Source organism: Pectobacterium versatile (assembly GCF_020166435.1).
GTDB lineage: Bacteria > Pseudomonadota > Gammaproteobacteria > Enterobacterales > Enterobacteriaceae > Pectobacterium > Pectobacterium versatile.
Genome location: NZ_JAINZP010000002.1, coordinates 239,134 through 251,254, shown reverse-complemented (window position 1 = coordinate 251,254; position 12,121 = coordinate 239,134). Strand labels below are relative to the sequence as shown.

10 protein-coding genes are annotated in these 12,121 nt (G+C 52.0%); 3 read left to right on the top strand and 7 right to left on the bottom strand.

What is annotated here, in order from left to right; all coding sequences use genetic code 11:
• Positions 1-78: 78 nt before the first annotated feature.
• A complete protein-coding gene (cspD, locus tag K7X24_RS03930; RefSeq protein WP_224553105.1) occupies positions 79-300 on the bottom strand; it encodes a cold shock-like protein CspD in 222 nt (73 codons plus the stop codon).
• Positions 301-845: 545 nt separating this feature from the next.
• On the opposite strand from cspD, the gene clpS reads away from it, so the two are divergent.
• The 3 genes from clpS (at position 846) to K7X24_RS03915 (ending at position 4,184) form a co-directional block, all read left to right on the top strand.
• A complete protein-coding gene (clpS, locus tag K7X24_RS03925; RefSeq protein WP_224553103.1) occupies positions 846-1,166 on the top strand; it encodes an ATP-dependent Clp protease adapter ClpS in 321 nt (106 codons plus the stop codon).
• Positions 1,167-1,195: 29 nt separating this feature from the next.
• Positions 1,196-3,469, top strand: coding sequence for an ATP-dependent Clp protease ATP-binding subunit ClpA (gene clpA / locus K7X24_RS03920; RefSeq protein WP_224553101.1), 2,274 nt, complete (start codon positions 1,196-1,198; stop codon positions 3,467-3,469).
• Between the two features lie 235 nt (positions 3,470-3,704).
• Positions 3,705-4,184, top strand: coding sequence for a carboxymuconolactone decarboxylase family protein (locus K7X24_RS03915; RefSeq protein ID WP_010306367.1), 480 nt, complete (start codon positions 3,705-3,707; stop codon positions 4,182-4,184).
• Here the strand turns inward: K7X24_RS03915 and K7X24_RS03910 are convergent, their stop codons facing one another.
• The 6 genes from K7X24_RS03910 to trxB all read right to left on the bottom strand — a co-directional run bounded on the left by K7X24_RS03910 (position 4,185) and on the right by trxB (position 11,541).
• On the bottom strand, positions 4,185-5,630 hold the full coding sequence (locus K7X24_RS03910) for a PLP-dependent aminotransferase family protein (RefSeq protein ID WP_224553099.1): 1,446 nt from the start codon (positions 5,628-5,630) through the stop codon (positions 4,185-4,187).
• A gap of 135 nt (positions 5,631-5,765) precedes the next feature.
• A complete protein-coding gene (gene infA / locus K7X24_RS03905) occupies positions 5,766-5,984 on the bottom strand; it encodes a translation initiation factor IF-1 (protein WP_002211347.1) in 219 nt (72 codons plus the stop codon).
• A gap of 113 nt (positions 5,985-6,097) precedes the next feature.
• Positions 6,098-6,802: a leucyl/phenylalanyl-tRNA--protein transferase gene (aat, locus tag K7X24_RS03900; RefSeq protein ID WP_224553098.1), complete on the bottom strand. Its 705-nt coding sequence runs from the start codon at positions 6,800-6,802 to the stop codon at positions 6,098-6,100.
• Between the two features lie 33 nt (positions 6,803-6,835).
• Positions 6,836-8,575 carry a heme ABC transporter ATP-binding protein/permease CydC gene (gene cydC / locus K7X24_RS03895; protein ID WP_224553096.1) on the bottom strand — a complete coding sequence of 580 codons (1,740 nt, stop codon included), beginning with the start codon at positions 8,573-8,575 and terminating at the stop codon, positions 6,836-6,838.
• The gene (gene cydD / locus K7X24_RS03890) at positions 8,575-10,341 is read right to left on the bottom strand and encodes a heme ABC transporter permease/ATP-binding protein CydD (RefSeq protein ID WP_224553094.1); all 1,767 of its coding nucleotides are present in this window, start codon (positions 10,339-10,341) and stop codon (positions 8,575-8,577) included. The genes cydC and cydD overlap by 1 nt, the downstream gene beginning before the upstream one ends.
• Before the next feature lie 237 nt (positions 10,342-10,578).
• Entirely contained in the window at positions 10,579-11,541 is a 963-nt protein-coding gene (gene trxB, locus K7X24_RS03885; protein ID WP_039276288.1) for a thioredoxin-disulfide reductase, read from the bottom strand.
• Positions 11,542-12,121 lie beyond the last annotated feature (580 nt).

Here is a 12,121-nt window from a genome sequence, read left to right as displayed (position 1 = left end):
ACGGCATTTGTCACATTGTATTAATTTTTACTGTTTAGTGCCGCGTGTTCTGAGTAAAAATGTAGGGTGTAGAAGGGATCAGGGTACGGCCTCGACAATGTGCGGGACGATCAGGCAGGCGTGATTGCCTTTCGGCCCTTGATGTACATCAAACCTGACAACCTGTCCGGCTTTCAGAGTCCGGTAGCCATCCATTTGAATCGTTGAGTAGTGTGCGAAGATATCGTCACCCCCTCTTTCTGGACAGATAAAACCAAACCCTTTGGCATTATTGAACCATTTAACAGTACCTGTCTCCATGCATTGACATCCTTCGCAAGAGTATTTTTTCAGTAAGGTGTGGTTATTTGGTTACTACGAATACGAATTGATTAAAACCCCATCAATTCATTCGTACACTTTAGTGAAATCGATTCCAGCGTCAAGCGATCTACCGCGTGATGGGGAAGGGAGTTTGTTAAAGTTTGATGCAGATAACGCTATTGATGAGCCAGCAACCGCGTGGCGTAATCAAGATCTCGGGTATCGGTCTTGAATTTTGCTTTCTGGGAACCATTTCATTCCTCAGGTGGTAAAATAAAAAGTAGACGTGCTACTTTAAATGTAGAAATACTCGGCATACTTCAAGCTGCTTGTGCGTTGACTGCCCTTACCCACTCCAGGCACTTACTTGAGTAAACTCCTGGAGACTCGTGGGGTTGCCGCCTTCACACAACTTGAATTATTTAGGGTATAACCCGTCATCTTTCAAGTCGCAGGCGTTCATTTCCTGCTTCTCGAATCTATTGGGAATAAATAGACCAATGTCGCGAATCGCGATATTCGTTACATGATGTGGATAGAGAATGGGAAACAACAGTACGTGGTCACAATCGGAAAGCTTGACTGTCGATCAACAGAAAGAAAAATTGCAGCCGCCATCCATGTATAACGTGGTGTTGAATAACGATGATTACACCCCGATGGAATTTGTTATTGACGTTCTGCAAAAGTTCTTTTCTTATGATATTGAACGTGCCACACAGCTTATGTTAACGGTGCATTATCAGGGTAAAGCAATTTGTGGCGTATTCAGCGCTGAAGTGGCTGAGACCAAGGTTGTACAAGTCAATCGTTATGCCAGAGAGAATGAGCACCCGCTGCTCTGTACGCTGGAAAAAGCCTGAAGTCAGGCGATTTATTGGGAGAGGTGCCTATGCTCAATCAAGAACTGGAACTCAGTCTCAACATGGCTTTCGCCAAAGCGCGTGAGCACCGACATGAGTTTATGACCGTGGAGCACCTGCTGTTGGCTCTGCTCAGCAACCCAGCCGCCCGTGAAGCACTGGAGGCCTGTACGGTAGATTTAGCCGCGCTGCGTCAAGAGCTGGAAGCCTTCATTGAACAGACCACACCAACATTACCGAAAAGTGACGATGAGCGAGAAACGCAGCCGACGCTCAGCTTCCAGCGCGTATTGCAACGCGCCGTCTTTCATGTGCAGTCCTCCGGTCGGAGTGAAGTGTCTGGCGCCAACGTTCTGGTTGCGATTTTTAGCGAGCAGGAATCTCAGGCCGCCTACCTGCTGCGCAAGCATGACGTCAGCCGTCTGGATGTGGTGAATTTTATTTCTCACGGCACGCGTAAAGAAGAATCCGATCAGGCGCCAAACCCTGAAAGTCCCGTCAATGAAGAACAGGCAGGAGGGGAAGACCGTATGGAAAACTTCACCACCAATCTGAATCAACTGGCTCGCGTTGGCGGTATCGATCCGCTCATTGGCCGGGATAAGGAACTGGAGCGCACGGTTCAGGTATTGTGCCGTCGCCGTAAAAATAACCCGCTGCTGGTCGGCGAATCCGGCGTCGGTAAAACCGCGATTGCTGAAGGGCTGGCCTGGCGTATTGTGCAGGGCGATGTACCGGAAGTGATGGCGGAGTGCACCCTGTACTCGCTGGACATCGGCGCGCTGCTGGCAGGCACCAAATACCGTGGTGATTTTGAAAAACGCTTCAAGGCGCTGTTGAAGCAGTTGGAGCAGGATAAAAATAGTATTCTGTTCATTGATGAAATCCACACGATTATCGGCGCTGGCGCGGCGTCCGGTGGTCAGGTCGATGCCGCTAATCTGATTAAACCACTGCTTTCCAGCGGCAAGATTCGCGTTATTGGCTCTACCACCTATCAGGAATTCAGCAATATCTTTGAAAAGGATCGGGCGTTGGCGCGTCGTTTCCAGAAAATCGATATCACTGAACCGAGCGTGGAAGAAACCGTACAAATCATTAATGGTCTGAAGCCGAAATATGAGGCTCACCATGATGTTCGCTATACGTCGAAAGCGGTTCGTGCCGCAGTAGAGCTGGCTGTGAAATATATCAACGATCGTCATCTGCCGGATAAAGCGATTGATGTGATCGATGAGGCTGGTGCGCGCAGCCGTCTGATGCCGGTCAGCAAACGTAAGAAAACGGTCAATGTGAGTGACATTGAATCGGTTGTCGCTCGTATCGCCCGTATTCCAGAGAAAACCGTCTCCGCCAGCGATCGCGATGTGTTGAAAAATCTCAGTGACCGCCTGAAAATGCTGGTGTTTGGGCAGGACAAAGCAATCGAAGCCCTGTCTGAGTCTATCAAGATGAGTCGAGCAGGGCTGGGTCAGGAGCGTAAACCGGTCGGTTCCTTCCTGTTCGCGGGTCCTACCGGTGTCGGTAAGACGGAAGTGACGTTACAACTGGCCAAAGCGCTGGATATTGAACTGCTGCGCTTTGATATGTCCGAATACATGGAGCGCCATACGGTTAGCCGCTTGATTGGCGCGCCTCCCGGCTATGTGGGCTACGATCAGGGCGGGCTGCTGACGGATGCGGTGATTAAGCATCCTCATGCGGTGCTGCTGTTGGATGAGATCGAAAAAGCGCATCCTGACGTCTTTAACCTGCTGTTGCAGGTGATGGATAACGGTACGCTGACGGACAACAATGGTCGTAAAGCGGATTTCCGCAATGTTATTGTCGTCATGACCACCAACGCAGGCGTGCGGGAAACACAGCGTAAATCCATCGGCATCATCCATCAGGACAACAGTACTGATGCGATGGAAGAAATTAAGAAGGTGTTTACGCCGGAGTTCCGTAACCGTCTGGACGGCATTATCTGGTTCAACCATCTGTCGACCGATGTCATTCAGCAGGTTGTCGATAAGTTTATCGTAGAACTTCAGGCGCAGCTGGATGCGAAAGGCGTGTCGCTGGAAGTGAGCGATGAAGCGCGCGACTGGCTGGCAGAGAAAGGCTATGACAAAGCAATGGGTGCTCGACCAATGGCACGCGTGATGCAGGAAAGCCTCAAGAAACCGCTGGCCAACGAACTGCTGTTTGGTTCGCTGGTGGATGGGGGTTCTGTGACGGTGGAACTGGATAAAGAAACGCAACAGCTGACGTATGGCTTCGTGAGTGCGCAGAAGCGAAAAGCAGAAAGCATTAATTAATCAATATCGTGTGTTATCTAAGAGGGATGCTGAGGCATCCCTTTTTTACTGGTGCGCCGACCGCTTTTGGTGCGCTATTTCTCATCATGGCCCAGTTAAAAGTACGATTCTTGGATCTTTTCGGATAGGCCAAAATTTTGCACAATCGTGACTACCGAGTAGTCGGCCCTGTGCATTGTCGCTGGCATGTGGCCGTTTTTCTTCTCTTTCATCCTATCCCGTTTTGGAGTTCACTATGAGCCAACGTCTTGATTACTACAGCAAGTCTCCCGATGCCGCTAAAAAGTATCTGGAGTTCAATAATATTCTGCACAAGAAACCGTTTCTGGCTGAAATAGGCCATCTAGTTACGCTACGCGCTTCTCAACTTAACGGCTGTGCATTTTGCGTTGATATGCACGTTAAAGAAGCCAAGATTAATGGAGAGCGCGAGCTACGCCTGCATCATGTGGCTGTCTGGCGTGAATCACCGCTTTTCTCTCCGCGTGAGCGTGCTGCGCTGGAGTGGACAGAAGTGCTGACTCATCTTCCGCCGCACGGTGTGCCTGACGAGGTATTTACGCGCGTTCGTGAACAGCTGTCAGAAGAAGATCTGGCTGATTTATCTTTCATGATTATCGCGATTAATGGCTGGAATCGTTTGGGCGTCGCGTTTCAGGTCGTTCCCGGCTCTGCAGATAAGCTGTATGGCTTGGAAAAAGCCAATCTGAGCTAATTAGCCCCTGTGCTGTTCAAGCTCGGCAAGGATCAACGTGGCAAGCCGTTCCGGTTCTACCATCGTGGCGCAGTTGGTGAAACTGGCGAGTAGCGCGTTATCACCATTCCCTGAGACTGCCCAGCGTGATAGCGGTTGAACGGCAATACCCTGAGCCAGCAGGCGGTCGGCAAGCTGCCGATCGCTAATGCGATCTGGTAGGCGTAACACTAAGTGCATTCCGCCGGGCTGCGAATCGATGCGTATACGGTTCCTCAAAATACCTTGTAGCGCAGCGATGGTGGCGGTGCGACGTTCTGCATAAAGGCGTCGCGTGCGCTGAATGTGCCGGGCAAAATGGCCTTCAGAGATGAAGCTGGCAACGATAGACTGCGTCATCGTTGGCGAGGCGGAAGCGAAGAAAATTCGGCTGATGTGTTCAAAGGTGGCAACCTGTGCCTGCGGTACAACCAAATAAGCCAACCGAATCCCCGGGAATAACACCTTGCTGAAGGTGCCCGCATACAGAACCCGCCCATTGCGATCCAGGCTGGCGAGCGCTGGGAGCGGGTGACTGACGTAACGATATTCCCCATCATAATCATCTTCCACTACCCAGGCGTTCTGCTCGGTTGTCCACTGCAATAATGCCTGTCGCCGAGGGAGCGATAACGACATCGACAGAGGACTTTGATGTGCGGGAGTGACAACGGCCATACTGGCGTCATTCGCCAGCGTGATGCCGCGCTCCACGTTGAGTCCTTCGCGATCGACGCTTACCGGAACCGGACATAAGCCAGATTGCGATAGCAACTGGCGAGTGGGGGGATAGCCGGGATCTTCAACCCAGACGCGCTGCCCGGATTTCAGTAAGGCTAGTGCTGCGAGTTGCAAATTAGCGCGCCAACCCGAGGTGATGAATACCTGATTTGCGGTACAGTCAATGCCACGAGCCACTTGCAGATAAGAGGCGATAGCGTTTCTTAGCACTGGCAAGCCATAAGGTGCAGGGTAATCCCAATCCGGTAATTGCATGCTGCGAAGGTAGCGTGCGCCCAGTCGAGCCCAGAGTTTGCGCGGAAAGGCATCAAAAGCGGGAACCCCCATTTGAAAAGGCAACAGTTGCGATGGACGCCACAGTATGTTCTGTTCATCGTCTGGTGCTGAGGGGGGGATAGTTGCATCGGTAACGGACGTTGGTGCTAAGGATAAATCGGGATTCACAAGCGTTCCTGCTTGCCCGCGTGCTTGAAGATAACCTTCGGCAATCAGCAACGAGTAGGCCTGTTCTATTGTTCCGCGTGCGACGCCGAGCTCTTTCGCAAGCATACGTGCGGAAGGTAGACGGTCACCTGGAGACAATAGGCCTACGCTGATGGCTCGACGCACCCGCTCGTAAAGCTGTCGGTAAAGCGGCGTACCTTCCTGAAAGGAAAGGGGGAAAAATAGGGGAGAGTCAGGCTTCATAGGCGGAATCCATGACAAGCAGGCTGTTGACCTTAAAACGGTTGCCCCAAAAACAAAAGCCCTTGCCATGAAGGGAAGGGCTGGGGAGGGAGTCACATCCTCATATATCGCTAATAATAGCGATGAGCGAACCGGTTAACGGCTGCGGAAGACAATGCGGCCTTTACTCAGGTCGTACGGGGTTAACTCTACAGTGACTTTGTCACCCGTCAGGATGCGGATATAGTTTTTACGCATTTTACCGGAGATATGAGCGGTAACCACGTGCCCGTTTTCCAATTCAACGCGGAACATGGTGTTGGGCAGCGTATCAAGCACGGTGCCTTGCATTTCAATATTGTCTTCTTTGGCCATCGAATCCTCTAGGTCTAACTACCTTTATTTTTTAACCGCAAGATAATGCCGAAAAACCGACATTATGTAAAGAAGCGTTCACGTTTGGGGCGTTATTTACACGATTTCCTCTATCACCTTGTCGGTTCGGCGAGCTGTTGTGGTAGCCAACAGCCGTCATCGACGGCAATATCCTGCCACTGGAAAAGCAGTTGCAGAAAGCGTTCGCGGGGAATTTCACTCACGCCCAGTGACGCCGTATGGGAATTTAACACCTGGCAATCAATCAAATGACCGCCGTGGCGAATAAAATGCTGCTGGAACGCCAGCAGTGCATATTTTGAGGCGTTATCCATGCGGCTGAACATTGATTCACCGCAAAATAATCGCCCTTGTTCAATACCATATAACCCACCAACCAGTGCGCCATTGTGCCACACTTCGACGGAATGTGCTTTCCCAACCTGATGAAGCTGGCGATAAGCTGAAATTATGTCTGGCGTAATCCAGGTGCCATCATGGTGTTCATGCGCACAGGCGTGGATGACATCATCAAATGCCTGATTGAGCGTGGCATGAAAAGTATGACGTTTTAGGAATTTTTTCATGCTGCGGCTGAGATGGAATTCACCGGGAAAGAGAACCGCACGCGGATTCGGAGACCACCATAAGATAGGTTCACCGGGGGAGTACCAAGGGAAAATGCCCTGTCGGTAAGCCGCTTTCAGCCTGGCAACGGAGAGATCGCCGCCAACGGCCAGCAGGCCGTTGGGGTCATCCAGCGCATGATTCGGATCAGGAAACTGAAGCGATTGAGACGATAGCTGGTATAAGCGCATATTTTTCAAACGTTGTGTTTCACTGAAATTGCCTTAAACATGTTGGCGGAATTGCCAATAACGGCCTTGCTGTGCCATTAAAGCCTGATGGCTGCCCTGTTCGATCACTTTGCCATCGTCTAAAATACAGATGCGATCCATCGACTCTAAGCCGTATAGCCGATGAGTGATGACGATCAGCGTCTTATCGGCACAGTGCTGGCGGAGCAGTTGCAGAATACGCTTTTCGGTTTCTGCATCCAACCCTTCAGTGGGTTCATCCAATAGAACGAGCGGCGCGTCGTGCAATAAGGCACGTGCCAACGCGATACGGCGCTGTTCGCCACCGGACAGTTGTCGACCGCCTTCTCCCAGCCAGGCATTTAGCCCCTCGTTTTCCAGCAGTTTTTCTAACCCAACCTGCTGTAATACCTCGGCCAGTTTTTCATCTCGTGCGGTCGGTGCTGCTAGCAGTAGGTTATCACGCAGCGTGGCGCTGAAAATATGCACGCGTTGTGGCACCACGCTCATCATGGCGCGGAGATCTTCTTCTCGCCACTCGGCAAGGGGATGACCATTCAGCGTAATGTCCCCGTATTCACAATTCCATGCCCGAGTCAGCAATTGTAATAGCGTCGATTTCCCGCATCCGGTACGCCCCAGCAGCGCCAGATGCTCGCCCGGTTGAATGGAAAGGGTAATATTCTGTAGCACGGGCTGGGGTTGACCGGGATACGTGAAACCGACATGTGAGATGTCTAGCAACGCCTCACGCGAGGTTTCTGGCCCATGCTCTGGGAACGTGACATCAACGGGCTGGCGAATGATTTGATCGACCCGAGCCGCGGAGGCAATCACTTGTCCCATATGCTGGAAGGCCACCGTGACGGGGGCCAGCGCTTCGAAGGCGGCAAGCGAGGCGAACACAAACAGCGCAATCAACGCACCGGGCTGCGGATTACCGCCAACGCCATCGGCTGCCAGCCACAGAATCAAAGTAACGGTCAGTCCGCTGCATAAAATCATCACCGCCTGAGACAGGCCGGTAAGGTTGGCCTGCTGACGCTGGCGACGCAGCCAGTTGATTTCCACCAGAGCCAACTGCTGACGGACGCGACCGAGTGCGCCGAAGACGGTGAGTTCCGCCTGACCTTGTAGCCAGGTCGTGAGCTGAAGGCGGTATTGTGCACGCAGCGCGGTCAAATCCTGCCCGATGCCGTTTCCTGCCCGATAAAAGATAATCGGCAGGCACAGTAGCAGTACTAGCATAATGGCACCCAGCGTCAGAGCCAGTGAGGCATCAATGAAGCTCAGGCCGTAACAGACGATAAGAATGACGGCGAATGCGCTGACGATGGGGGAAATCACGCGAAGATAGAGGTGGTCGAGCGTATCGACGTCCGCCACCAGCCGATTTAGCAGCTCAGCCTGACGAAATTGTGCCAGTCCACCCGGAGAGAGCGGAAGAATGCGAGAAAAAGTGAAAACACGTAAGCGCAGCAGAACGCGGAAGGTGGCATCGTGGCTGACGACTCTTTCCCCGTAGCGCCCGGCCGTACGTGCGATAGCCGCACCGCGCACGCCAGCGGCGGGCAGCATATAGTTAAAGGTGAGCAGCCCGACGATCCCCGCCAGTGCGGCACCCGCCAGAAACCAGCCGGATAGGGCGAGTAGACCAATACTGGCCAGCAACGTAGCAATAGCCAATACCACGCCCAGACTCAAATACCAGAAGTGCTGACGATAAAGTGCCAGAAACGGTTTTAATACCTGCATCGTTTTCATCTGAGCCATTACAGCGCCTCCTGTCGTTGTGCCAGCAACGTCGCGAAGGGGCCCGCTTCGGCTCGGAGTGTTTGATAATCACCCTGTTGAACTAACTGACCGCCGTCCATGACCCAGATCGCGTCATACTCGGCGATCTCGGTGAGCTGATGCGTGACCAGCAGCGTGGTCTGCGAACGTGCTGCGCCATTCAACGCCGTCATGACGAGATCTTCGCTATGGGCATCCAGACTGGCTGACGGCTCATCCAACAGCAGTAAGTTACAAGGATGAATAAGCGCACGGGCAACGGCGACGCGCTGTGCCTGTCCGACGGAAAGGCGTGCCGCACCGTCACCGATCGTCGTTTCCAGACCTTGCGGGAGCTGCGGTAAAAATTCCTGTACATGCGCACGCTCAATCGCCTGCTGCAATTCCACAATACTGGCCTGCGGGTTACCCAGCAGAATATTGCTGCGGAGCGTCTGTTCCGGTAAATGAGGGTTTTGCCCGACCCAGCTCAACTGCTGACGCCATGATTCAGGCGTCAGCGTGTTCAGCGCCTGACCGTTGACGGTGAGTGAACCACGATAGGGTAGGAATCCCAACAGGACATTCAGCAGTGAGCTTTTTCCTGCTCCGCTGAGGCCGACCAGTGCGATACGTTCACCTGCGCGAATATCGAACGTCAGCGGTTGGGTCAGCGGTGTGCCATTTGGCGCGAGGACAACCAGATTTTCCGCTCGGATAGCAATGGCGCTATCGCTGCTGAATTCTTGTGTGCCAAAGCCGACCGTTTCGCCTTCCTCTGACAAAAAAGTCACCAGCGATTCTGCTGCGCCGATAGCCTGAGCCTTGGCATGATAGAAGGTGCCCAAATCTCGTAAAGGCTGAAAGAATTCTGGAGCCAGAATCAATACGAGAAAGCCAGCGAAGAGCGTCACACCCATGCCGTAATGACCAAAATCCAGTTCCCCGAGATAAGAGAATCCGAAATAGACGGCGACCACGGCGATTGAAATGGAGGCGAAAAATTCCAGCACACCCGAGGAGAGAAACGCCATACGCAGCACTTCCATTGTGCGACTACGGAAATCTTCGGAAGCATGACGGATTTGTTCAATTTCAGCCTTGCCACGATGGAACAGACGCAGAGTCTCCATCCCGCGCAGGCGATCGAGGAAGTGTCCGCTCAGGCGTGCCAGCGCCAGAAAGTTACGTCGGTTAGCATCCGCCGCGCCCATGCCAACCAGCGCCATAAAAAGCGGGATAAGCGGGGCGGTTAGAAACAGAATCAGGCCAGCAGCCCAATTGAGCGGGAAAATCGTGATTAAGATAAGCAGCGGAATCAGCGCGGCAAGATACATTTGTGGCAGATAGCGGGCGTAATAATCCTGCATATCATCAACCTGCTCAAGAATCATCGTTGCCCAACTGCCGGCGGGTTTGCCCTGTACCCAGGCAGGGCCAAGCTGCTGCAATCGATCCAGTACCAGCTTACGAATTTGTTGTCGAACGGCTTGTCCGCAAAGAAAACCAACACGCTCGCGTAGCACACTGTTGAGTGCGCGCAGAATAAATGTGGCAATCAGCAGAAGGAAAGGGGAGATCAAGGATTCACGAGAGGCGTGCTCGATGATCAAGGCATGAAGCAGCGTCGCTAACAGCCAGGCTTGTGCCACGATTAACGCCCCGCTCAGGAATCCAAGCAGTAGTGAAATCCGTAGCCAACGTTGCGCCAGCTTACTCTGCTGTTTCAGCCAGGCGGTCAGTTCTTGCTGTCGGGTTTTTTTCATCAGGCACCAGTTCGTTATATTGCAGAAACGGGCTTAACAGAAAATAACTCTCATGTAACTGTTAGTTAACAAAATCATCTTCTATCACGCAGAATGAGGCCATGTTACCGCGACAAGGACGCGCTGCAAACGAAAAGGAGAGGGGAAATGGGTGAGGCGATCAATTTTTGTGTTGCGAAAGGCAAACCAGAAGGAAGGAAACGGAACGGCTATTGCCGCTCCGTTATGAGTATGCTCTTACTTGTTGACGGTCAGCCCATCCAGATAGCGTTCAGCATCCAGTGCTGCCATACAACCGGTACCTGCGGAGGTAATGGCCTGACGGTAGATGTGATCCATGACGTCGCCTGCGGCAAAGACGCCAGGAATGCTGGTCTGTGTCGCGTTGCCATGAATCCCGGACTGCACTTTGATATAACCGTTTTCCAGTTCCAACTGACCGCCAAATACGGCCGTGTTCGGGCTGTGGCCGATAGCGATAAACACGCCAGCCAACTCCAGCTCTTCTGCGGCGTCGCTCTGCGTATCGCGGATACGAACGCCGGTTACACCCATGTCATCGCCCAGTACGTCGTCCAGCGTACGATTGGTATGCAGGATGATGTTGCCGTTTTTAACTTTGTCCATCAGGCGATCAATCAGAATCTTCTCTGAACGGAATGTCTCGCGACGGTGAATTAAATGCACTTCCGCAGCGATGTTAGACAAATACAGCGCTTCTTCAACCGCGGTATTCCCGCCGCCAACCACGGCGACTTTCTGGTTACGGTAGAAGAAACCGTCACAGGTTGCACAGGCAGAAACCCCTTTGCCTTTAAAGGCCTCTTCTGACGGCAGGCCGAGATAACGTGCTGATGCCCCGGTGGCGATGATCAGTGCGTCACAGGTGTATTCGGCGCTATCACCGAATAAACGGAAGGGGCGGTTCTGCAAATCAACACGTTCAATATGATCGAAGATCACTTCGGTATTGAATTTAGTCGCGTGTGCGTGCATACGCTCCATTAACAGCGGGCCAGTTAAATCATCGGCATCACCCGGCCAATTTTCTACTTCGGTCGTGGTCGTCAACTGACCGCCTTTTTCCATACCGGTGATTAATACTGGCTGTAAATTCGCCCGTGCAGCATAAACAGCAGCAGTGTAGCCAGCCGGGCCTGAACCCAGAATCAATAACTTGTGATGTTTAACAGTACCCATGCTTTCCTCATTTCATGACGGCGGATAAGGTTCATATGAACGGTCCCTACGACAAACACGTTTCTTTACTACGAACAGTCTCTACCACGGACAATGCGAATGATTGTAAGGAAATTACAAGAGTAAAAAAAGTATGCAGAAAAGTTGCTGGCTATTTGTTTAATCGTTAATGACGATGGTGACGACAAATCGCTGAAAAATCAGCCACATTCATAAGTAAAATGATTGAAGTCACCTTGGCGAAGGGCTCTGGCTTATCCAATCTGGCAGTTTCTTCTGATTTTCGTTGTTTTGCTTTGACAATCGGCTGTGCATTTGCGAAAACATCTGGGTAAGAGGAAATTTTTTGTATGTGAACAGTTAAAAGCTCGGCTTTTTATTCGTTTTTGCGCAGGTAGGCCTTTGGGCCACGGATATGACGTGATGGTCTTCTTCGCGGGTAAGCAATACGTGGGGCGAGAACGAGAAGTTAATGACTGTTGATATACAAAATAGGCAGCGTGTCTTCTTTAAGGGTAGCTCTGATACATGAGGTCTATCGGGGTAAAGCGGGGCAGGGAAAAGTGAAGAGAGACAATAA

Bases quoted from the DNA above. Each gene is read 5' to 3' on its own strand.
- cydC (WP_224553096.1), bottom strand. From the start codon at position 8,575: ATGGCTCAGATGAAAACGATGCAGGTATTAAAACCGTTTCTGGCACTT.
- clpA (WP_224553101.1), top strand. From the start codon at position 1,196: ATGCTCAATCAAGAACTGGAACTCAGTCTCAACATGGCTTTCGCCAAA.
- cspD (WP_224553105.1), bottom strand. From the start codon at position 300: ATGGAGACAGGTACTGTTAAATGGTTCAATAATGCCAAAGGGTTTGGT.
- trxB (WP_039276288.1), bottom strand. From the start codon at position 11,541: ATGGGTACTGTTAAACATCACAAGTTATTGATTCTGGGTTCAGGCCCG.
- aat (WP_224553098.1), bottom strand. From the start codon at position 6,802: ATGCGCTTATACCAGCTATCGTCTCAATCGCTTCAGTTTCCTGATCCG.
- cydD (WP_224553094.1), bottom strand. From the start codon at position 10,341: ATGAAAAAAACCCGACAGCAAGAACTGACCGCCTGGCTGAAACAGCAG.
- K7X24_RS03915 (WP_010306367.1), top strand. From the start codon at position 3,705: ATGAGCCAACGTCTTGATTACTACAGCAAGTCTCCCGATGCCGCTAAA.
- infA (WP_002211347.1), bottom strand. From the start codon at position 5,984: ATGGCCAAAGAAGACAATATTGAAATGCAAGGCACCGTGCTTGATACG.
- K7X24_RS03910 (WP_224553099.1), bottom strand. From the start codon at position 5,630: ATGAAGCCTGACTCTCCCCTATTTTTCCCCCTTTCCTTTCAGGAAGGT.
- clpS (WP_224553103.1), top strand. From the start codon at position 846: ATGGGAAACAACAGTACGTGGTCACAATCGGAAAGCTTGACTGTCGAT.